This window comes from Cellulomonas sp. GTC20042, assembly GCF_055389595.1.
The window spans coordinates 4,125,356-4,145,753 of sequence record NZ_AP043678.1; the positions used below are offsets into that span (position 1 = coordinate 4,125,356).

Annotated in this window: 17 protein-coding genes; 8 read left to right on the forward strand and 9 right to left on the reverse strand. The window is 74.2% G+C overall.

The window, feature by feature from the left end; translation table 11 throughout:
- Positions 1-50: 50 nt before the first annotated feature.
- The 8 genes from ACZ5HG_RS19040 (at position 51) to ACZ5HG_RS19075 (ending at position 11,355) form a co-directional block, all read left to right on the forward strand.
- Positions 51-599, forward strand: coding sequence for an NUDIX hydrolase (locus tag ACZ5HG_RS19040; protein WP_464179314.1), 549 nt, complete (start codon positions 51-53; stop codon positions 597-599).
- Positions 596-2,788: a DUF6049 family protein gene (locus tag ACZ5HG_RS19045; protein ID WP_464179316.1), complete on the forward strand. Its 2,193-nt coding sequence runs from the start codon at positions 596-598 to the stop codon at positions 2,786-2,788. The genes ACZ5HG_RS19040 and ACZ5HG_RS19045 overlap by 4 nt, the downstream gene beginning before the upstream one ends.
- Entirely contained in the window at positions 2,785-4,416 is a 1,632-nt protein-coding gene (gene murJ, locus ACZ5HG_RS19050; RefSeq protein WP_464179318.1) for a murein biosynthesis integral membrane protein MurJ, read from the forward strand. Before ACZ5HG_RS19045 ends, murJ begins: the two co-directional genes overlap by 4 nt.
- A 188-nt stretch (positions 4,417-4,604) precedes the next feature.
- Positions 4,605-7,385 carry a protein kinase family protein gene (locus ACZ5HG_RS19055; RefSeq protein ID WP_464179320.1) on the forward strand — a complete coding sequence of 927 codons (2,781 nt, stop codon included), beginning with the start codon at positions 4,605-4,607 and terminating at the stop codon, positions 7,383-7,385.
- 79 nt (positions 7,386-7,464) lie between these two features.
- On the forward strand, positions 7,465-8,517 hold the full coding sequence (gene trxB / locus ACZ5HG_RS19060; protein WP_464182222.1) for a thioredoxin-disulfide reductase: 1,053 nt from the start codon (positions 7,465-7,467) through the stop codon (positions 8,515-8,517).
- A gap of 15 nt (positions 8,518-8,532) precedes the next feature.
- A complete protein-coding gene (locus tag ACZ5HG_RS19065; protein ID WP_464179322.1) occupies positions 8,533-8,877 on the forward strand; it encodes a thioredoxin family protein in 345 nt (114 codons plus the stop codon).
- A gap of 106 nt (positions 8,878-8,983) precedes the next feature.
- Positions 8,984-10,324: an aminotransferase-like domain-containing protein gene (locus ACZ5HG_RS19070; RefSeq protein ID WP_464179324.1), complete on the forward strand. Its 1,341-nt coding sequence runs from the start codon at positions 8,984-8,986 to the stop codon at positions 10,322-10,324.
- Between the two features lie 68 nt (positions 10,325-10,392).
- Positions 10,393-11,355, forward strand: coding sequence for a D-alanine--D-alanine ligase family protein (locus ACZ5HG_RS19075; protein ID WP_464179326.1), 963 nt, complete (start codon positions 10,393-10,395; stop codon positions 11,353-11,355).
- Positions 11,356-11,471: 116 nt separating this feature from the next.
- On the opposite strand, the gene ACZ5HG_RS19080 is transcribed toward ACZ5HG_RS19075, so the two are convergent.
- The 9 genes from ACZ5HG_RS19080 to rpmH all read right to left on the reverse strand — a co-directional run bounded on the left by ACZ5HG_RS19080 (position 11,472) and on the right by rpmH (position 20,003).
- Positions 11,472-12,545, reverse strand: a complete 1,074-nt coding sequence (locus ACZ5HG_RS19080; RefSeq protein WP_464179328.1) for a ParB/RepB/Spo0J family partition protein — start codon at positions 12,543-12,545, stop codon at positions 11,472-11,474.
- A complete protein-coding gene (locus tag ACZ5HG_RS19085; protein WP_464179331.1) occupies positions 12,542-13,522 on the reverse strand; it encodes a ParA family protein in 981 nt (326 codons plus the stop codon). Before ACZ5HG_RS19085 ends, ACZ5HG_RS19080 begins: the two co-directional genes overlap by 4 nt.
- Entirely contained in the window at positions 13,519-14,283 is a 765-nt protein-coding gene (gene rsmG / locus ACZ5HG_RS19090; RefSeq protein WP_464179333.1) for a 16S rRNA (guanine(527)-N(7))-methyltransferase RsmG, read from the reverse strand. The genes ACZ5HG_RS19085 and rsmG overlap by 4 nt, the downstream gene beginning before the upstream one ends.
- Before the next feature lie 2,400 nt (positions 14,284-16,683).
- Positions 16,684-17,028 carry a YciI family protein gene (locus ACZ5HG_RS19095; RefSeq protein WP_464179335.1) on the reverse strand — a complete coding sequence of 115 codons (345 nt, stop codon included), beginning with the start codon at positions 17,026-17,028 and terminating at the stop codon, positions 16,684-16,686.
- A 234-nt stretch (positions 17,029-17,262) separates the two neighbouring features.
- On the reverse strand, positions 17,263-17,778 hold the full coding sequence (locus tag ACZ5HG_RS19100; protein WP_464179337.1) for a Jag family protein: 516 nt from the start codon (positions 17,776-17,778) through the stop codon (positions 17,263-17,265).
- Between the two features lie 50 nt (positions 17,779-17,828).
- Positions 17,829-19,163: a membrane protein insertase YidC gene (gene yidC / locus ACZ5HG_RS19105; protein WP_464179340.1), complete on the reverse strand. Its 1,335-nt coding sequence runs from the start codon at positions 19,161-19,163 to the stop codon at positions 17,829-17,831.
- Positions 19,164-19,187: 24 nt separating this feature from the next.
- Positions 19,188-19,481 carry a membrane protein insertion efficiency factor YidD gene (yidD, locus tag ACZ5HG_RS19110; protein ID WP_464179343.1) on the reverse strand — a complete coding sequence of 98 codons (294 nt, stop codon included), beginning with the start codon at positions 19,479-19,481 and terminating at the stop codon, positions 19,188-19,190.
- The gene (rnpA, locus tag ACZ5HG_RS19115) at positions 19,478-19,831 is read right to left on the reverse strand and encodes a ribonuclease P protein component (RefSeq protein WP_464182224.1); all 354 of its coding nucleotides are present in this window, start codon (positions 19,829-19,831) and stop codon (positions 19,478-19,480) included. Before rnpA ends, yidD begins: the two co-directional genes overlap by 4 nt.
- Before the next feature lie 34 nt (positions 19,832-19,865).
- Positions 19,866-20,003, reverse strand: coding sequence for a 50S ribosomal protein L34 (rpmH, locus tag ACZ5HG_RS19120; RefSeq protein WP_010849920.1), 138 nt, complete (start codon positions 20,001-20,003; stop codon positions 19,866-19,868).
- Positions 20,004-20,398: the final 395 nt, after the last annotated feature.

A 20,398-nucleotide genomic window follows, 5' to 3' on the forward strand; every position in this document is an offset into this window, starting at 1 on the left:
AGGGGCACAAGGACGGCCGGGCGCACGAGGCGAGTCGTTACAGTGGCCGCATGCCCGAGCCCGCGCGCGCCCTGCCACCCGAGGGCGTCCCCGCCCCGCCGGGCGGCCACGCGCTGCGGATCGACCCCCGGTCGAGCCGTGCCCGGGCCGCCACGCTCCCGGTCGTCGAGGAGACGTCCGCGGGCGGTCTCGTGGTGCGCCAGGAGGGCGGCACGCACGTCGCCGCGGTGATCGCGCGCCGCAACCGCGCGGGCCGGCTGGAGTGGTGCCTGCCCAAGGGTCATCTGGAGGGCGAGGAGACGCCGGAGCAGGCGGCCGTGCGCGAGATCGCCGAGGAGACCGGCATCCTCGGGCAGATCGTGCGCCGGCTCGGCGTGATCGACTACTGGTTCACCGGCGACGACCGCCGGGTGCACAAGGTCGTCCACCACTACCTGCTCGGGGCCGTCGGCGGGGAGCTCACCGTCGAGGGCGACCCCGACGGCGAGGCCGAGGACGTCGCGTGGGTCGCCGTCGAGGCGCTGCCCGCCCGTCTGGCGTACCCGAACGAACGACGACTGGCCGAGGCCGCGCACGCGGTGCTCGTCGGCGGGGCATGAGGCTGCGCGGGACGGCGCACGGCCCACGGCGGCTGCGAGGGATCCTCGCGGGCGCGCTCGTGGTGACCGCGCTGACGGCCGGCGGGGCGCTGCCCGCGGTGGGCTCGACCGACCTGACCGCCGCACCCACCGCCCCGCAGGCGCCGTCCACCGACGAGCTGCCGGTCTCCGTGTCCGTGACCTCGATGAGCCCGCAGGTGCTGCTGCCCGGCGACGACCTCACCGTGACCGCCACGCTGACCAACGACGGCGCCACCACGATCGAGCAGCCGCGCGCCTCGGTGCGGATCTACCGGTACCGGATGTCCTCCGCCGAGCAGATCTCCTCCTGGGCGGGCAGCGGCACCGGGTCCCCGATCGGCGACGTGGCCGCCACGGTCCGCCTGGACGCGCCGCTCGAGCCCGGGGCGAGCACCACCGTCGTGATCACCGTCGAGGCGGACTCGATCGGGCTGTCCCGCACCGCCGACGCCTGGGGCCCGCGCGGCGTCACGATCGACGTCGGCGACGGCACCCGCCGGGTCGGCGTCGAGCGCACGTTCCTGGTCTGGGCCTCCGACGACGAGGCGACCTCCGCGCGGATCGGCATCGTGGCGCCGGTGGTCGGGCCCGCCGACGACCCCGCCGCCCGGGCGCTCGCCGAGCAGGCCGCCGAGGCCTCCGGCGACGGTGCGGCCACCGACGACGCGACCACCGGCACGGACCCCGGCGCCACCGACGACACGGCCGACCCGCTGACCGCGATGACCGCGAGCGGCGGACGGCTCAGCCGGCTGCTCCAGGCCACCGCGGCGTACCCCGTGGTGTCGTGGGCGGTCGACCCGGCGCTCGTGGAGCGGGCCGCCACCGGCTCGCGGTCCGCGCAGTCCTGGCTGAGCGCCCTGGTGGACGCCTCGGACGACCACGAGATCCTCCGGCTGCCGTGGGCCGACCCGGATCTGTCGGCCATCGCGCACGCGGGCCGCTCCGACGACCCCTCTGCACCGGATCTGCTCCAGATCGCCGCCGGGGTGACCGGCTCCGACGAGACCAGCGCGCTGTGGGACGACGCGGCGCCGGTGCTCTGGTCCGCCGATCCCGTGCCGGACGACGTCACCGCCGCGCTCGCCGCCTCCTCCGGGGACGGGGCCCCGCTGATCACCGGGTCCGCCGCGGCGGAGACCTCCGGGCCGGCCACCGTCAGCACCTCCGGCGGCGAGCTGACCGCCCTGGTCCCGGACGCGACCCTCAGCGCGCTGCTCGGCGAGCCGTCCTCCGTGCAGGCGGACATGACCCCGGCCACCGCCGCCCAGCGGGTGCTCGCCGAGACCGCCGTGCTCGCGCGCTCCGACGACGCCGCCTCCACCACGGTGCTCGCCACCATGCCCCGCGCGTGGGAGCCCGCCACCGCCCTGGTGCAGGCGCAGCTCGCCGCCCTGAGCGAGGCGCCGTGGGTCGACACCACCACCGTCGCCGAGATGCTCACCGGCGACGCCCCGCGGATCACCCTGCCGGACAGCGAGCGCGACGGCACCGAGCTCACCCCCGCCTGGGTGGACGCCCTGTCGAACTCGTGGAACGGAGCCACCGCCTTCGCGGGCGTGGTCGAGGACCCGGACCGCCTGCTCGCCGGGCTCGCCGGTGACCTCGTCTCGCCGCTGTCGGTGGCCTGGCGTGCGGACCCGGACGGTCGCAGCCTCGCGGTGAACAACGCCATCGCCGAGTCCAACCAGCGGCAGACCGGGCTGTCGGTGCTGCTCAACGGGCAGTTCACCGTGATCTCCTCCTCGGCCCAGATCAGCGTCGCCGTGGTCAACGAGCTCGACCAGGACGCGACCGTGCGCGTCGAGCTGCGCCCGCAGAAGGGCTGCCTGGAGACCGCCCGCTCCTCGCTGGTGCCGGTCGCCGCGAACGACGAGACCAGCGTGGTCCTCACCCTGCGCGCGACCGCCAACTGCGACGTGACCGTCGAGGTCAGCCTGCTCTCGGAGAGCAACCGCGTGCTGGCCACGCCGGTCACGTTCGACGCCCGCGTCGCCCCCACCATCGAGAACGTCGGCCTGGTGGTCGTCAGCGTGCTGCTCGGCCTCGGCCTCGCGTTCGGCATCTGGCGCACCGTCCGGCGCGGCCAGACCGCACGCCGCGGCGCCAAGGTCGCCGACGGCGCCAGCACCGACACCTCCCCGGACGAGCGACAGGACCCCGCGTGACCACCCCGTCCACCCCGGCGCCCGGCGCCGCCCCCACGGTCGCGCTCGGACGCTCCTCGCTGGTGATGGCCTCCGGCACTGCGGCCTCCCGCGTGCTCGGCGTGCTGAACACCGCCACCCTGGGCTGGGCGATCGGCATCGTCGGGTCCAGCGCCGACGCGTTCTCCGTCGCCAACAAGCTGCCGAACACGCTCTACCTGCTGATCGCCGGCGGCGTGCTCAACGCGGTGCTGGTGCCGCAGGTCGTCCGCGCCTACCGCCGGCCCGACGGGCAGGTCTACGTCGACAAGCTGCTCACGGTCGGCATCACGCTGCTGGCCGGGCTGACCCTGGTGCTCACCGCTGCCGCCCCGCTGTTCGTGCGGCTGTACTCCGACTTCCCCGACCCGCGGGTCACCGACCTCGCCACCAGCCTGGCGCTGTGGTGCGTGCCGCAGATCTTCTTCTACGGCCTGTACTCGCTGCTCGGGCAGGTGCTCAACGCGCGGGGCAGCTTCGGCCCCTACATGTGGGCGCCCGTGGTGAACAACATCGTGTTCATCGCCGGGCTCTGGCTGTTCGTGCAGCTCTACGGCCCCTACGACGAGGCCGCGTCGATCAGCGACTGGTCCGCCGGCCGGATCGCGCTCCTCGGCGGGGCGGCGACCCTCGGCATCGTCGTGCAGGCGCTGGTACTGATCATCCCCCTGCACCGCAGCGGCTTCCGCTACCGGCCGCGCTGGGGGATCCGCGGCTCCGGCCTCGGCAGCGCCGGACGCGTCGCCTCGTGGACCTTCGCGGGCCTGCTGGTCGGCCAGGTCGGCGTGTGGGCGGTCAGCGTCGTCGCCTCCTCCGCCGGCGGCGACCTCGCCGGCAACGCCGTGTACGACCGGGCGTTCCTGATCTTCATGCTGCCGCACTCGCTGGTCACCGTGTCGCTGGCCACCGCGCTGTTCACCCGGCTGTCCGGGCGGGCCGCCGCGCACGACACCCCCGGCGTCCGCGCGGACCTCTCGCTCGGCCTGCGCACCGTCGGCGTGTTCACCGTGCTCGCCACCGTCGGCATCTCCGTGCTCGCCACCCCGCTGGGCCGCCTGCTGTTCCCCAGCGCGGGCTCGGACGCGATCGACGCGCTCGGCCTGTCGATCATCGCGCTCATGCTCGGGCTGGTGCCCTTCGGCATCTGGTCGCTCTGCCAGCGGATCTACTACGCCTACGAGGACGCGAAGTCGATGTTCCCGATCCAGGTGGTGATGGCCGTCGTCGTGGTGGCCGGCACGCTGCTCGGGCGCGCTCTCCTCGACCCCGCCTGGTGGGTGGTGGCCGCCTGCGCCTCGATGGCGCTCTCGTACTGGGTCGGCGCCGTGGTCGCCCTGGTCATGGTCTCCCGTCGGCTGCACGGCACGGACGGTCCGCGAGTGATGCGGCTGCACGTGCGCGCCGTCGTCGCGGGTCTGCTCGCGGGGGCTGCGGGCGTCGGCGTCCGGGTGCTCATGGGCACGCCGGAGGGCTTCACCTCGGCGCTGGCGCTGTGCGTGGTCGCCACGGTGGTCATGTGCCTGGTCTACGTCGGCGGGCTGGCGCTGCTGCGGGTCCGCGAGCTCGACGCCATGGTGAAGCCGGTGCTGCGGCGGCTGCGGCGGCGCTGAGGCCGGGCCCCGGTCGAGCGGCCGCGGATCGCGCGGTCCGGCGGCGGATCGCCGCACCGGGGACCGACCGCCGGGCGACGGCCCGTCTAGCATGAACGGCAGGCCGAGCGGCCCCGACGGCCGCGACGCACCCGCAGGACCGGCCACGCGCGACGCGGCGGCCCGACGACCGGACGGAGGAGGACCTGGTGGAGGACCGCCCCGGCGACGACGTGCGCCGTGACGCCCACCCCGCGTGGCGCCCCGGGCAGACGGTGGCCGGCCGCTACCGGCTGGACGAGCACCGACCCGCCGACCTCCCCGGGTCCGAGCGGTGGGACGCCACCGACCAGATCCTCGCGCGCCGCGTCACCCTCACCCTGCTCGCCGGCCCGCGCACCGGCGCCGCCGTGGACGGGGCCCGACGTGCCGCCCTGGTGGTCGACGCGCGGCTCGCCCGGATCCTCGACGTCGGCACCGTGGACGGCACCGGCTACGTCGTCACCGAGCCCGCCGAGGGCCGCACCCTCGCCTCCCTGGTCGCCACCGCACCGCTGAGCCCCGACCAGGCACGCGCCGTCGTCGGCGAGGCCGCCGGCGCCCTGGAGGCCGCCCGACGCCGTGGCGTGCACCACCTGGCGCTGCGCCCCGCCGCGATCCGGATCACCTCCGCCGGGCGCGTCGTGCTCGACGGGCTGGCCGTGGACGGCGAGCTGCTCGGCACCACCGGCGGCGGCGCCCACGCCACCAGCCGCACCGACACCGTCGGCCTGGTCCGCCTGCTCTACACCGCCCTCACCGGACGCTGGCCGGTCGCCCCCGGCGCCGAGACCACCGCCGGCGACCTGCCCTCCTTCGCCGAGTGGACCGCCGCGCCCCGCGCCACCACGCCCACGTCCAGCCCGCTCGCCGACCTCGACACCGGCCTGCCGCTCGCCCCCGAGGCGGACGGCGCCCCCGTGCCCCCCGCGGAGATCGTCCCCGGGCTGCCCGCCGACCTCGACACGCTCTGCACCGTCACCCTCGGCCCGCACGACGACGGTCCGCACTCCCCTGGCGAGCTCGTCCGCGAGCTGGAGCCCTGGCGGGCGGTGCGGGCGGATGCGATCTTCCAGGCGGCCGACGCGGGTCGGTGGACGCCGGTGGGTGGCCCCGACGCGGGTCGGTGGACGCCGGTGGGTGGCCCCGGCACGAGCACGGGGGGCACCGAGGGGAGTTCCGCGGGCGCTGCTGCCGGTGCCGGCGCCGCGGGGGCCGCCGGGGTCACCGCGCTCGGAGCTGCCGCCTCCGGCATCGCGGATGCGGCCTCGGGCGCCGCCGGTGCTGCCGCCGCAGGGATCGGATCGGCGGCGGCGTCAGGTGCCACCGCGTCCACCCCCGCCCGTCCCACGCGACCCACCCGGACGCCGGTCGCCGCGCGCACCGCACCGGTCGGCACCCCGCGCGTGGAGCCCACGACCGACCCGACCACGCCGCCGACGCCCGCCGAAGCCCCGGCCTCGCGCCCCGAGGACCCGGCGCCCACGGACGAGCCGACACCGACGGCCGCCGCGGACCCGGCACCCGCGGGCGACACCACCCGGACGACCGCGCAGATCACTCCGGTCACCGGTCCCACCACCGCCACGCTGCCCGAGGCGGTACCCGGCACCGCGTCCGATGTCGCGACGCCGGAGCCAGCAGTGCCGCCCGTCGCGACCCCGACGACACCGGTGCCGTCGGCGCCCGCAGCACCGGCGGCACCGATCGCCGCGTCGTCGACGGCACCCACCACCCCGGCACCCACGGCCACGCCGACCCCCGACGCCCCCGAGCCCGACGCCGCTCCCGCGACGCCGCCCACGCGGTCCACCGCCGAGCCCGCGCGCGCCGAGCAGGCGCCCCCGACCGACCCTCCGACGGGAAGCGACCCGATGACCGACTCTCCCCGCAGCACCCCGACCCCCGACGACGAGGGCACCACCGACCGGTCCACGACCGCCCCGTCCACCCCCGCGCGGCAGTCGGTGCGATCAGCGTTCGGCAAGGACGACGGACCAGGCAGTCGCCGACCGGGCACCCCGCCGCCGGCGACGCCCGCCCCCGCCTCCTTCCCGCCCGCCGCTGCCACGCCCGCGGCACCGGTCCGCACCTCGACGCGCGCCACGCCGGCAGCCCCCGCGGTGCCCCCGACCGTCCCGCCGGTGGCCGCACCCGCCGCCGCCCAGGCGATCCCGCCGCAGACCGTGCAGCAGCCCGCCGCGCCGCCGACCGTGCCCCCGGCCACCGGGCGACCGACCCCCGCGCCGCAGCCCGCCCCGGCCCAGGCCGCGCCCTGGGAGCTGCCCTTCGACGGCGAGGCCCCGCGCCGCAGCGGCGGTCAGCGCCGGCTGGACCCGACCCGCTGGGTGCTCGGCGTCGTGGCCCTGGCGGTCGTCGTGGTCGTCGTGATCGCGATCGGCAACGTCCTGGCCCCGTGGCGTGACTCGGCGTCGGACACCGCGACCACCCCGGCCGTCGTCGCGACGCAGCCTTCCGCCGAGCAGACCGAGGCGCCCGGTGGCGAGGCACCCGCCGCGACGGTCCCGCCGCAGATCGCCGCCGTGAACTCGGTGGACCCCTCCGACGGCGACGGCGAGCACGAGGAGCTGGTCGGCCGGATCACCGACGGCGACCCGGCCACCGCCTGGTACACGCACACGTACAACCGTCCGGACTTCGCCGGGTTCAAGCCGGGCGTCGGTCTGGTGATCACCCTGGCGCAGCCCGCGACGGTCACCTCGATCACGCTCGACGTCAATGGCACCGGCGGCAACGTCGAGGTGCGGGCGACCGACGCGGCGAACCCGACCACGGGTGACGTGCTGGCCTCCGGCGCGATGAACGGCCAGACCGTGCTCACCCTCGCGCAGCCCACCGAGACGCAGTCGATCGTGCTGTGGTTCACCTCGCTGTCCCAGACCGCCGACGGCGCGAACCGCATCGAGATCAGCGGCCTGACGGTCTCCTGAGGTCCACCCCGCCGGCGGAACAGACGTCGCCTACGATCTGTTCTCCCGACAGCCGATCTGCTCCCGACCCAGAGGAACCATCGTGACCGAGTCCCCCGTCCGCGACATCGTCATCGTCGGATCCGGACCTGCCGGGTACACCGCAGCGATCTACGCCGCGCGCGCCGGGCTCCAGCCCTTCGTGGTGGCCGGTTCCGTGACCGCCGGCGGTGCCCTGATGAACACCACCGAGGTCGAGAACTTCCCCGGCTTCCCCACCGGCATCATGGGCCCGGACCTCATGGAGGCCATGCGCGAGCAGGCCGAGCGCTTCGGCGCCGAGGTGCTGTGGGACGACGCCACCGAGCTCGACCTGGCCGGCCCGATCAAGACCGTCGTCACCGGCGGCGGCGTGACCGTGCGCGCCCGCGCGGTGATCCTCGCGACCGGGTCCGCCTACCGCGAGCTCGGCATCGAGGACGAGAAGCGGCTGTCCGGCCGTGGCGTGTCCTGGTGCGCGACCTGCGACGGGTTCTTCTTCAAGGACCAGGACATCCTGGTCGTCGGCGGTGGCGACTCCGCGGTCGCGGAGGCCACCTTCCTCACCCGATTCGGCAAGACCGTGACGATCGTGCACCGCCGCGACGAGCTGCGGGCGTCCAAGATCATGGCCGACCGCGCCCACAACGACCCGAAGATCCAGTTCGCCTGGAACAGCGAGGTCGTCGGGATCCACGGCGAGAACAAGGTCAGCGGCGTCACCCTGCGCGACACCGTCACCGGCGCCACCCGTGAGGTCGCCGCCGGTGGCCTGTTCGTGGCGATCGGCCACGTGCCGCGCACCGACCTGCTGGTCGGTCAGGTGGACCTGGACGCAGGCGGCTACATCGTCGTCGAGGGCCGCTCCACCCGCACCAGCCTGCCGGGCGTGTTCGCCTGCGGCGACGCCGTGGACCACACCTACCGCCAGGCGATCACCGCGGCCGGCTCCGGCTGCTCCGCCGCGCTGGACGCCCAGCACTTCCTGGCGGCGCTGGCCGACGTCGACCCGGCGTCCCCGTCCGAGATCCCGGCGGCCGTCGAGGCGAGCACGGTGGACGAGGCCGACGTGCTCGCGGCCCAGGGTGCCGACACCGCCGCCGCGTCCCGGTGAGGTCCTGAGACCGACATGCCCACGGCGCCGGCGGCGGTGACGGACGCGACCTTCGACCCGGAGGTCCTCCGCTCGCCGCTGCCGGTCGCCGTCGACTTCTGGGCGCCGTGGTGCGCCCCCTGCCGGTTGGTCGCGCCGGTGCTGGCCGAGCTCGCCGACGTCTACGCCGGGCGGCTGCGGTTCGTGGCGCTCGACACGGACCAGAACCCCGAGGTCCCCGCCCGGTACGGGATCGTCAGCATCCCCACCCTGTACGTCTTCGCGCAGGGAGAGCTGGTGCGCGCGGTGCCGGGTGCGCGGGAGAAGCTCGGGTACGTCGCGGAGATCGACGCCGCGCTCGCCGACGCCGCGGATCTCTGACGCCCCGACGGCCGAGGCCGACCCCGCCGGACCGGGCACGACCCGCCCGGTGCTCGCTGCGTGACCCCTCCCGGGACGCCCGCCGGTGACGTGCGACACTCGGGGGATGACCACTGATCCGCGCACCGGCGAAGCCACGTCGGGCCCCCTCCCGACCCCGGCCGCCGGCACGCGGCTCGACCGCTGGCTCGGTTCCTACGCCGACCGCACGCACGGCATGCGCGCCTCGGAGATCCGCGCGCTCTTCGCCGTCGCCAACCGGCCCGAGGTCGTCTCGCTCGCCGGCGGCATGCCCAACCTCGACGTGCTGCCGCTCGACGTGCTCGGCGAGCTCGCCCAGCGCATCGTCGCGACCCGGGGCACCACCGCGCTGCAGTACGGCTCGGGTCAGGGCGACGAGACGCTGCGCGAGCAGATCCTCGAGGTGATGCGCCTCGAGGGCATCCACGCGCACCCGGACGACGTCGTCGTGACCACGGGCTCGCAGCAGGCGCTCGACCTGGTCACCCGCCTGTTCATCGACCCGGGCGACGTCGTGGTCGCGGAGGCCCCGTCCTACGTGGGCGCGCTCGGCGTGTTCCGCGCGTACCAGGCCGACGTGGTGCACGTGCCGCTGGACGCCGACGGGCTCGTGCCGGAGGCCCTGGAGGCGACGCTCGCCGACCTCCGGCGTCAGGGGCGCCGCGTCAAGCTGCTGTACACGGTCCCGAACTTCCACAACCCCGCCGGCGTGACGCTGTCCGCCGAGCGCCGCCCGCGCATCCTGGAGATCGCCCGGCGGTACGGCGTGCTGGTGCTGGAGGACAACCCCTACGGCCTGCTCGGCTTCGAGGGCGACCCGCTGCCCGCCATGCGCTCGATGGACGACGAGGGCGTGATCTACCTCGGCTCCTTCTCGAAGACCTTCGCCCCCGGCTACCGCGTCGGCTGGGCGGTCGCGCCGCACGCCGTCCGCGAGAAGCTCGTGCTGGCCAGCGAGTCCGCGATCCTCTGCCCGTCCAACGCCTCGCAGCTCGCGATCAGCGGCTACCTGTCCACCTGCGACTGGAAGGGCCAGGTCAAGGCCTTCCGCGAGGTGTACCGCGAGCGTCGCGACGCCATGATCGGCGCCCTCGCCGAGCACCTGCCCGACGCCTCGTGGACCGTGCCCGACGGCGGCTTCTACACCTGGGTCAGGCTGCCCGACGGGCTGGACGCCAAGGCCATGCTGCCGCGCGCCGTGACCGCCCGCGTCGCCTACGTGCCCGGCACCGCGTTCTACGCGGACGGTCAGGGCGCCGACCACATGCGGCTCTCGTTCTGCTTCCCGACCCCCGAGCGCATCCGCGAGGGCGTGCGCCGGCTGGCCGGGGTCGTCTCCGGCGAGAGCGAGCTGGTCTCGCTGTTCGGCACCGGCGGCGGTCGCGGCGGTGACGACGTGCAGTCCCCCGCTCCCGACCTCGCCTGATCCCTCCGCGTGCCCCCGGTACGCGACCACCCGACGACCGCACCTCACGCCCCGGAAGGCCAGCCCCCGTGCCGCACGACACCGTCCCGTCCACCCCGCGCGTCGTCGTCCTGGCGGGAGGGCTCTCCCACGAGCGTGACGTGTCGATCCGGTCCGGCCGGCGGGTGGCGGAGGCCCTGCGCACTGCGGGCGTGGACGTCTCGGTGCACGATGTCGACGCCGACCTCGTCCCCGCGCTGACCCAGACCCGCCCGGACTTGGTGTGGCCGCTGCTGCACGGGGCCTCCGGCGAGGACGGGTCCGTGCGGGACATCGTCGAGCTGCTGGGGCTGCCCTGCCTCGGCACCGGCCCGCGCGCCAGCCGCATCGCCTGGAGCAAGCCGATCGCGAAGACCACGGTCACCCGTGCCGGCATCGCCACCCCCGCGTTCGTCACCCTGCCGCAGAGCCTGTTCCGTGAGCTCGGCGCCGGCCGGGTGATGGACGCGGTGGTCGCCCGCCTCGGGCTGCCGCTGGTCGTGAAGCCGTCCCGGGGCGGATCGGCGCTCGGGGTCACCCTCGTCCGCACCGCGGAAGATCTGCCCGGCGCGATGGTCGCCTGCTTCGCCTACGGGGACACCGCCCTCATCGAGCGTGCGGTGGAGGGCACCGAGGTCGCGGTCGGCGTGGTGGAGATCGACGGCGAGGCGGTCGCGCTGCCCGGGGTCGAGGTGGTCACCGACGGCCCCTACGACTACGACGCCCGCTACAACCCGGGGCGCACCGAGTACTTCGCCCCCGCGCGGCTGTCCGACGACCTCGCGGCCCGCGCCGCCGAGACCGCCATCGCCGCGCATCGTGCCCTGGGCCTGCGGCATCTGTCGCGCACCGACCTCATCATCGACGCCGACGGCGAGCCCTGGTTCCTCGAGGTGAACGTGGCCCCGGGGATGACCGAGACCTCGCTGTTCCCGCAGGCCGCAGAAGCCGGCGGCCACGAGCTGCCCGCCCTCTACCGCCGCCTCGTCGAGAGCGCCCTCCGCGAAGCCTGAGGCTGCACTCCGCGTTCCTGACAGCCGCCGAGTTCGGTGGTTCGGGCCGAGTTCGGTGGTTCGGAGGCCTCTTTTTCGCAGGAACCACCGAACTCGCGAGCGTTGTCCTGCCTGTCTCAGCCGCGCAGGATGCCCGGGTCCTCGGGGGCCAGCGTCGCCAGGATCCGGTTGAGGTCCTGCACGGACGCGAACTCCACGGTCAGCTTGCCGCGCGACTTGCCCAGGTCGACCTTCACGCGGGTCTCGAAGCGGTCGGACAGGCGGCCGGCGAGGTCGTCCAGCGCCTCGTTCCGCAGGCCGGCACGCGGTCGACGGGTCGTGCGACCGGCCCCGCCCTCACCGCCGAGCGCCACGATCTCCTCGACCGCGCGGACCGACAGCCCCTCCGCGACGATCCGCTGCGCCAGCCGCTCGATCGCGGCACCGTCGGCCAGGCCGAGCAGAGCACGCGCGTGGCCGGCCGACAGCACGCCCGCTGCCACCCGGCGCTGCACCAGCGGGGGCAGCCGGAGCAGGCGCAGCGTGTTCGAGATCTGCGGGCGGGACCGGTGGATCCGGGTCGCCAGCTCGTCGTGCGTGCAGCCGAAGTCGTCCAGCAGCTGCTGGTAGGCAGCGGCCTCCTCCAGCGGGTTGAGCTGCGAGCGGTGCAGGTTCTCCAGCAGCGCGTCGCGCAGCAGGTCCTGCTCCTCGGTCTGCCGGACGATCGCGGGGATCGTCGTCAGGCCGGCGGCCTGCGTGGCCCGCCAGCGCCGCTCCCCCATGATCAGCTCGTAGCCGTCCTCGACCTGCCGGACGACCACGGGCTGGAGGACGCCGACCTCCTGGATCGAGCCGATCAGCTCGTCCAGCGCGTCCTCGTCGAAGACCGTGCGCGGCTGACGCGGGTTCGGGCGGATCCGCTCCACCGGCAGCTCGGCGAACGACGCCCCGGGCACCGGCACCAGGCCGTCGGGGTCGGTGACCCGCGCCGGGCGCGCCGGCGGGGCGTCGTCAGCGACGACCTCGGGAGCCTCCGCGGCATCTGTGCTGGTCAGAGGCTTGTCCAGGACCTCGTCCACGGTGACTTCCTGCGAGCGGTCCGGGAAGAACACGTCCACCGGGCGTGCGCCCTCGGAGGCGGGGCGGGTCTCCAGACCGGTGGGGATCAGGGCACCGAGCCCACGTCCGAGCCCACGGCGCTTCTCGCTCACTTGTCCTCCTCGTGCCGGATGGCGGTGGCGCCACGCTCGGCGAGCTCCTTGGCGGCCTCCAGGTACGCGAGCGCGCCGCTGGAGCCCGGATCGTACGTCAGCACGGTCTGCCCGTACGACGGCGCCTCGGAGACGCGCACCGACCGCGGCACCGTCGTGCGCAGCGTCTGCGCGGGGAAGTGCTCCCGGACCTCCTGCGCGACCTGCTGCGCGAGGTTCGTGCGGGAGTCGTACATGGTCAGCAGGATCGTGGAGACGTGCAGACCGGGGTTGAGGTGCGCCTGGATCAGCTCGATCGACTTGAGCAGCTGGCTCAGGCCCTCCAGCGCGTAGTACTCGCACTGGATCGGGATCAGCACCTCGTCCGCGACCACGAACGCGTTCACGGTCAGCAGGCCGAGGCTCGGCGGGCAGTCGACCAGCACGTAGTCGATCCGCGGCTCCCCCGCGGCCTCCCGCTGCTCCAGGTACGTCGTCAGCGCCTGCCGCAGCCGCATCTCCCGGGCCACCAGCGACACGAGCTCGATCTCGGCGCCGGACAGGTCGATCGTCGCGGGCACGCACCAGAGGTTCGGCACGTCCGGGCACGGGTGCACCGAGTCGGCCAGCGGCGCGCCGTCGACCAGCACGTCGTACACGGACGAGACCCCGGCGTGGTGGTCGATCCCCAGCGCGGTCGAGGCGTTGCCCTGCGGGTCGTTGTCGATCACCAGCACGCTGAGGCCCGACTGGGCCAGAGCCGCCGCCAGGTTGACCGTGGTGGTGGTCTTGCCGACGCCACCCTTCTGGTTCGCGACCGTGATCACCCGCGTGCGGTCCGGACGCGGGAAGGCGCGCCCGCGCAGCTCGATCCGCCGGCGGGCGTCCATCCGGAGCTCCGCCATCAGGGGCGTGTCGTCGTCGGCGTTCGGCAGGCTCTCCACCAGGGCGGCACGACGTGCGTCCTCGGTGCTGCTGGTGTGCGGGTTGGTCGTCACCGACGCCGTCCCTTCGTCGAGCCACCGGCGCGCGTGCGGCGAGAGGCTGTTTCACGTGGAACACGGTTCTTGCCGGCCCGCGGGACGTCGCGCTCCTTGCTCACCAGCACGACGGAGGTCGGCTCCAGTCCAGGCAAGGTCGGCGCGGTCCGCAGGGTCGCCACTCCCCCGCCGAGCTGGGCAGCGGTCGCAGCGCCGATCTCGATCTCCTCCTGCGCCCGGCCGCCCTTGAGCGCGACCAGCGTCCCGCCGGGTCGCAGGAGCGGCAGGGTCCAGCCGTAGAGCTTGTCCAGGGCGGCCACGGCCCGAGCGGTCACCGCGTCGGCAGCCAGATCCTGGTCCTCCGCACGTCCGCGCAGCACCTCGACGTTGCCCAGCGCGAGCCGGTCGGCGACCTCGGCGAGCCAGTCGGTCCGGCGCTCCATCGGCTCCAGCAGCACGACATGCGCCTCCGGACGCATCGCCGCGATCACGATGCCGGGCAGTCCGGCGCCGCTGCCGACGTCCACGATCGTCCCGCGCTCGGGCAGGAACGGCACCACCGCCGCGGAGTTCACCAGGTGGCGCTCCCACAGCCGCGACACCTCGCGGGGCCCGACGAGACCGCGTAGCACGCCCTCGCGCGTCAGCAGCCCGTGGAAGCCCTCGACCGCCGGCCACGCGGCACCGAACAGGTCAGCAAGGCGCTGGTCACCGGCGAGCGGATCGACCTCGGCCTCGACGGACGCGCCACCCTGCGGCGGCTGGTCGTCAGGTCGCACGGATGTCCTCGATCAGGTCGTGGTGGCGTGGATCCAGCACCCCGTCCCGCGGTCGGGGCCCGGTCTGCTGGCTGCTCTGCCTACGGTACCGCGTACGCACGACACGACGACGTGCGTGGGCCGGCGTTCGATCGCGTTTCACGTGGAACGGTGCGACTCGCGCCCTGGAGGCCGGGCGGGCACCTGGGGCATCGGCGAGATCGGCGCCCCGTGCAGGCGAGGTCGGGCGCTGGCTCGGCCGGTCACCAGGTGCGCCCGGCCCGTTTCACGTGGAACGGTCGCGCTCGGCACGATTCGGCGGGCGTGCGCCCAGCGGGTCGTCGGCGGGCCCACGACGGAGGCCCCGGTGACACCTGGTCGCGTGAGACGAGGCTGCGCGGCCTGTTTCACGTGGAACCGTGCGACTGAGTGCCCGTACGACGAAGCGACGTCGCCACCCCCGCGCGGCTCCGCGTCGACGGCCGCGGTGTCATAGCCGGCGACCAGCCGGACGGACCACGACCCTGTTTCACGTGGAACGTCACCGCCCGTTCGCCCGACTTGCTGAGACGCCGGCTGCTCACGCCGGTCCCATGGCTCCCACGGATGCGTCCGCTGCCCCGACGCGCGAGGAACGGACGATGCCCCCGGGTACCGGGGCCGTGTGGTCCGACAGTCCGCCGGCACGTCGTGCGAACCGCGAGCCGTGAGTCCGCTCGGTCAAGCCGACTCCACCGCCTCGCGGGCGTCCGAGTCCGAAGCCGTCGAGCGCTCCTCTTCTCCCAGGCCGTGATCGCGCAGCTGGCGCACTCGACATCTGCTGTCTCCGCCGGGGTGCGCATCGTCGCCCGGCGAAGCGACCGCAAAGCACGCGGCGGTCGGAGCACCACGACGCCAGCGCGCTCCGGAACCGCTCCATGCTTCCCGTACGGCGCCGCGGGGCCATCCTCCGTCTGCGCCCCCCCGCGCGCGTAGCCCGTGGATCGTGCGCTCGTGCGATCAGCGGGACCGCACGGGCTCCATCCCGCGCGACGCGCCCAGCCACCCGTGGAGAGCCAGACGCCCCACGCCGCGTTCTCTCAGCGCCGACCAGGCCCGAGCCCCGCGTTCCGACACCGCCTCGACGACGCGCGCGACGCGCCGAAGCCCCACTGCGGCAACGCGCTGGAGCCTCGTGCGCCGCGAACCGCTGAACGCCCACCCGTGTCCCGGTTCCACGTGGAACCGGGACCGGAACTCCCTGGGGTATCAGCCGCGGATCCTGTGCCACGTGAAACGCAGCCGTTGTCGTCTCGGCCCCCACCGACCCATCGTCGATCCCCCACCGACGACCGTCACCTCCGAGCCCGACCGCAGGCACCGGACCTCGCCGCACATCCAGCGTCCGCAGGCACGGCCCACGGCCGGCCACCGGGTCATCTCCACAGCCCGAGCGCCCCACCATGACAGCGGCTCGACCGCTGATCGTCTGCATTGCCACGCTGCCCCCGGATCAGCGGGCGCCCCGAGCCGATCACTCCGTCGCGCCCACCTCGAGGGCCGCGCGCGCAGGCTGGACGGCGGCCCCACCCACACGGGTCCGTCGATCCTCAGGCACCCGTCGAGCCGAGAACGAGCGTCCCGCTTCCCCGCTGCTGAGCCGCCGCGCCGTCACGACCGCGGTGAGGGCCGTCCAGCGGCCCCTGGCGGCTGCGTCCGAGGCGAGCCGCCACTTCATCGACCCGACGGAGTAGGCGTTCCACGTGAAACACGCGGCGCCGCGCGCCATACCCAGGACCGATCCGTTCATCAACGTCCACCGTGTCCGATCCACCGCATGAGCCGATGGGAACGACGCCGACCGGACCTCTCGCGCGCGATCCCACCCGCCGGCGGATCGCACCCGGGCCCAGACACCCGCGCGCTCCGAGCCGACCTCACACCCCGTCGCGCGATCCCGCCCCGCCCACCGGCCACAGCACATCGACTGCGCCGACAGGCGCGAACCCGCACGCCGCGGCCTTCGATGCACGCACCAGCGTGGGCATGTACTCGTCCACGGCGATGCATGTCCCTGCCACGCGGAACCGGTCGGGCCTCGCACGCACCACGCAGCCCGAAACCCGGTCCGCCACTCTGCCGCAGTGCTCCCGCCGGTCTCGGCGCCGGACGGCACCACAGCGCGCCGCCCACACCGCCGACGCAGGGCGTGCGCCGAACCTGCATGTGCGCGACCGCGACCCGCACGCGCTGCCCGGCCCGCCCCGCACGCACTCCCGGCCCCGCCCCGCACTCGCTCCCCGGCCCCGCCCCGCACGCGCTCACCGGCTCCGCCCCGCACGCGCTCCCCGGCCCGCGCCACGCGCGTCCCGCACCGACACCGCGGTCCGCCCCGCTCGCCCACGGCCCCCGAGAGCCAGCCCGCGCGAGACAGCCTGCGGCTCAGCTCTCCGGGTCGTCCCCGAACACGCGAACCTCCTGCGGGCACCGGCACGCCGCGGCGAACCGTGCCGCCCAGAGCAGCGCGTCATCTCGCGTGGGTACCTCGATCACCGAGTACCCGCCCTCGATCCGTGCAGTCTGCGGGTAGGTGCCAGGGGTGACGACACCGTCACGGTCGACGCGCACCGGTGGGACCGACTCGTCGATGCCGCCACCGAACACCCACACCCCGGCGGCCTTCGCCTCGGCGACGACGCGGTGGGAGTCGACGCCGGCGGCCTGGAGGTCGGCGTCGGAGTGGACGTCCATCTCTCCGCTCGGGAACGAGATCAGGTACTTGGACATCGCTGCACACTCCCCTGCCGTGGGATGCTGGCTCGTGTTCGCCATCGTGCCCGATGAGCGGCGCCTGGCGACCCTCGGATCGAGAATGGCTCGAACACGCACCCCGCGTACATTCCGCCACTGCTTCGCCCGGAAACTACCTCGTCCAGGCCGATTCTCAGTGACCTCTGGAACAGCACGAGAGGCCGGCCCCGACGGGGCCGGCCTCTCGTTGGCGTCAGCAGAACGCCGATGTCAGCTCGCTGCGCGGATCACCACGTACCGCGAGGGCTCGACACCCTCGGAGTCGGACGTCAGCCCGGCCGCCGCGACAGCGTCGTGCACGACCTTGCGCTCGAACGGGTTCATCGGCTCGAGCGAGAGGTCGGCACCCGACTCGCGCACCCGGGCGATCGCACCCTCGGCCACGGTGACGAGCTCGGCCTTGCGCTCGGCCCGGAACCCGGCGACGTCGAGCATGAGGCGGCTGCGGTCCCCGGTCTTCGCCTGCACGGCGAGACGGGTCAGCTCCTGGAGCGCGTCCAGCACCTCGCCGTCCTTGCCGACGAGCCGGCGCAGCGCACGCGCGTTGGTCTCGCCGTCCGCGACGATCTCGACGGCAGCCCGCCCGTGGTCGACGTCGATGTCGATGTCGCCGTCGAGGTCGGCGATGTCCAGCAGCTCCTCGAGGTAGTCCGCGGCGATCTCGCCCTCCTCCTCGAGGCGGGTCGGACCGGCGGCCTCGGCGGCCTCATCCGTGGGTGTGGTCATCTCTGGCTCCTTGGTGTCAGACGTCTCACGCGCACCCGGCGCGTCGATGCTCACTCGTCCGCGGCCGAGCCGTCGGCCTTCGTCGAGTCGCTGCTGGGGGTCGCCGGCTTCTTCTTCGCCGTGCCGGACCCGCTGCCGGAGGCCGGGCGCTTCGCGGTGCCGGAGCTACCGGCCTTGCCCGCCGTGCCGCTCGCCTTGCCCGTGCCCGACGCCTTCGCGCCGCCCGAGGCCTTCGTCCCGCCGGAGGTCGTGCCCGACGACGCCTTGCCCGTGCCCGACGCCTTCGCGCCGCCGGAGGTCGCGCCCGCGGGCTTCGCGCCGGACGCCTTCGCCGAACCCGCCGCGGCCGCCGACTCACCAGAGGACGCCGACCCACCAGCGCCCGGGGTGGTCCCCGCCGGACGCGGCTTGCGCGCGCGGTCCTTGCGCACCGGCTGCTGACGCTGCCCGCCGCGGGCCTCCTCGATGCCGGGTGCGTCCAGCGCCTCCTCGATGCCGACGCCACCACCGTGCGCCGCGGCCTTCTTCGCCTTGCGCGCCTTCATCGCGGCCTCGGCCTGCGAGCCCGGTGCCGGCATGCGGCGGATCGTGTAGAACTGCTGGCCCATCGTCCACAGGTTCGTGGTGGTCCAGTAGATGAGGACACCGATCGGGAAGTTCACGCCGGAGAAGGCGAAGATCAGCGGGAAGACGTACATCAGCATCTTCTGCTGCTGCGCCATGGGGCCCTGGAGGGCGGCCGGCGGCATGTTCTTCATCGTCAGCTGACGCTGGGTGGTGAAGGTGGTCACCGACATCGCGATGACGAGCACGATGGTGACGATCCGGATGTGCAGCGCCTGCGAGCCGTCACCGAAGGTCGATGCCGTCATGAAGGTGCCGGACAGCGGGGCGCCGAAGATGGTGGCGCTCTCCGCCTGGGCCGCGAGCTGCTGCGTGAGCGGGCCGAGGTTCGTCCGCGGGTACGTGCCGTTCGACAGCGCCGGCAGCGAGTTCAGCACCCGGAACAGGGCGAAGAAGATCGGCGACTGCGCCAGGATCGGCAGGCAGGACGAGAAGGGGTTCGTCCCGTGCTTCCGATAGAGCTCCATCGTCTCGCGGCTCATGGCCTCGCGGGACGCCGGGTCGGTCTTGCCCTTGTACTTCTTCTGGATCTTCTGCATCTCCGGCGCGAGCAGCTGCATGCCGCGCGACGCCTTGATCTGCTTGAAGAACAGCGGGATCAGGATGATCCGCATCACGATCACGAGGCCGACGATGGACAGGCCCCAGGCGAGGCCGCCGGCGGGGTCGAGCCCGATCCAGTCGAAGAACGAGTGGAACTGGACCATGATCCAGGCGACCACGACCATGATCGGGTACAGCAGGCCGTCGAACCAGTTCATGAAGAGGGTCTCCTGGAGAGATGGTCAGTGCGCGGTGGTGACCGCGCCGTGCGGGTGCCGGTGTCGCTGCCCCGCGGGAGGAACGTCGTCGACGCCTCCGGGGTTCCACGGGTTGCAGCGGAGCACGCGCCACACGGCGAGCCAGGTGCCCCGGAAGGCACCGTGCCGTTCGAGCGCCGTCACCGCGTAGCTGGAGCACGACGGGTAGAACCGGCAGGTCGGAGGGGTCATCGGCGAGATGAACCGCTGGTAGCCGCGGACGGCCAGCACGAGCAGGCGACGCGGGGTGTGGGCGACGGCCCGCAGCACGCGGGTCATGACCGGCTCCCGGCGCCCACGCGCTCGGCCTGGCGGCGGGACGCGGTGCGCAGCGCACCGTCGAGGTCGTGGGCCAGCGTCGCGTAGTCGACGTCGGCCGCGGGCGCCAGAGCCCGCACGACGATGCCCGCGTCCTCGGGGAGGCCGGAGATCCGCTCCGCGGTGAGCGCACGCAGCCGTCGCTTGACGCGGTTGCGCGTGACGGCGTTGCCGACGGCCTTGGACACGACGAAACCGACCACCGGACCGGGTCCGGGGTCGGTTCGCGTCACGAGGTGCACCACGAGAGTGCTGCGGCCACCACGCGCGCCGGTCCGCACGGCCTGCTCGAACTGAGCGGGCCGTCGCATCCGGTGCGCGGCGGGCAGCACCGCGAGGGTGGCGTCAGGCCGACAGCTCGGCGCGACCCTTGCGCCGACGAGCGGCGAGGATCGCGCGGCCCGCACGGGTCCGCATACGCAGGCGGAAGCCGTGGGTCTTCGCCCGTCGCCGGTTGTTCGGCTGGAAGGTGCGCTTGCTCACGATGGTCTCCAAGTACTTCAGTGCCCGGGCGCGGTGTACGCCCGAAGGTCAGGTCAAGGTGCCCGTGCTCGACTGCTCCGGTACCCACGTCGCCAGACGAGGCCGACGTCGGGGCACGCCAGCAGGAGCCATCAGGAAGGCTGTTCAACGCTACGTCCTCGACGCCCGTGGGTCAAACCGCGTCCGCGCGTCGCCTCGACGAGCCCGCGAGGGCGCGGTATGGGCGGCCCTCCGTGGAATCACGGCGACCCACTCCCGCCGGGGGAGGCCGCGCACTAGCATCGACCCCCGACACGTCCCCGGGCGACTTCTCCCCACCCCGTGGACACAGGCCCGACAGCCTGTGGACAGAGGCGCTCCGGACCAGCGACGTGACACCCACGAACGCCGTGATC

Excerpts from the sequence above, each read along its gene's own strand:
- ACZ5HG_RS19065 (WP_464179322.1), top strand. The coding sequence starts at position 8,533 with ATGCCCACGGCGCCGGCGGCGGTGACGGACGCGACCTTCGACCCGGAG.
- ACZ5HG_RS19095 (WP_464179335.1), bottom strand. The coding sequence starts at position 17,028 with ATGTCCAAGTACCTGATCTCGTTCCCGAGCGGAGAGATGGACGTCCAC.
- yidD (WP_464179343.1), bottom strand. The coding sequence starts at position 19,481 with ATGACCCGCGTGCTGCGGGCCGTCGCCCACACCCCGCGTCGCCTGCTC.
- ACZ5HG_RS19070 (WP_464179324.1), top strand. The coding sequence starts at position 8,984 with ATGACCACTGATCCGCGCACCGGCGAAGCCACGTCGGGCCCCCTCCCG.
- ACZ5HG_RS19100 (WP_464179337.1), bottom strand. The coding sequence starts at position 17,778 with ATGACCACACCCACGGATGAGGCCGCCGAGGCCGCCGGTCCGACCCGC.
- ACZ5HG_RS19045 (WP_464179316.1), top strand. The coding sequence starts at position 596 with ATGAGGCTGCGCGGGACGGCGCACGGCCCACGGCGGCTGCGAGGGATC.
- ACZ5HG_RS19040 (WP_464179314.1), top strand. The coding sequence starts at position 51 with ATGCCCGAGCCCGCGCGCGCCCTGCCACCCGAGGGCGTCCCCGCCCCG.
- rnpA (WP_464182224.1), bottom strand. The coding sequence starts at position 19,831 with ATGCGACGGCCCGCTCAGTTCGAGCAGGCCGTGCGGACCGGCGCGCGT.
- yidC (WP_464179340.1), bottom strand. The coding sequence starts at position 19,163 with ATGAACTGGTTCGACGGCCTGCTGTACCCGATCATGGTCGTGGTCGCC.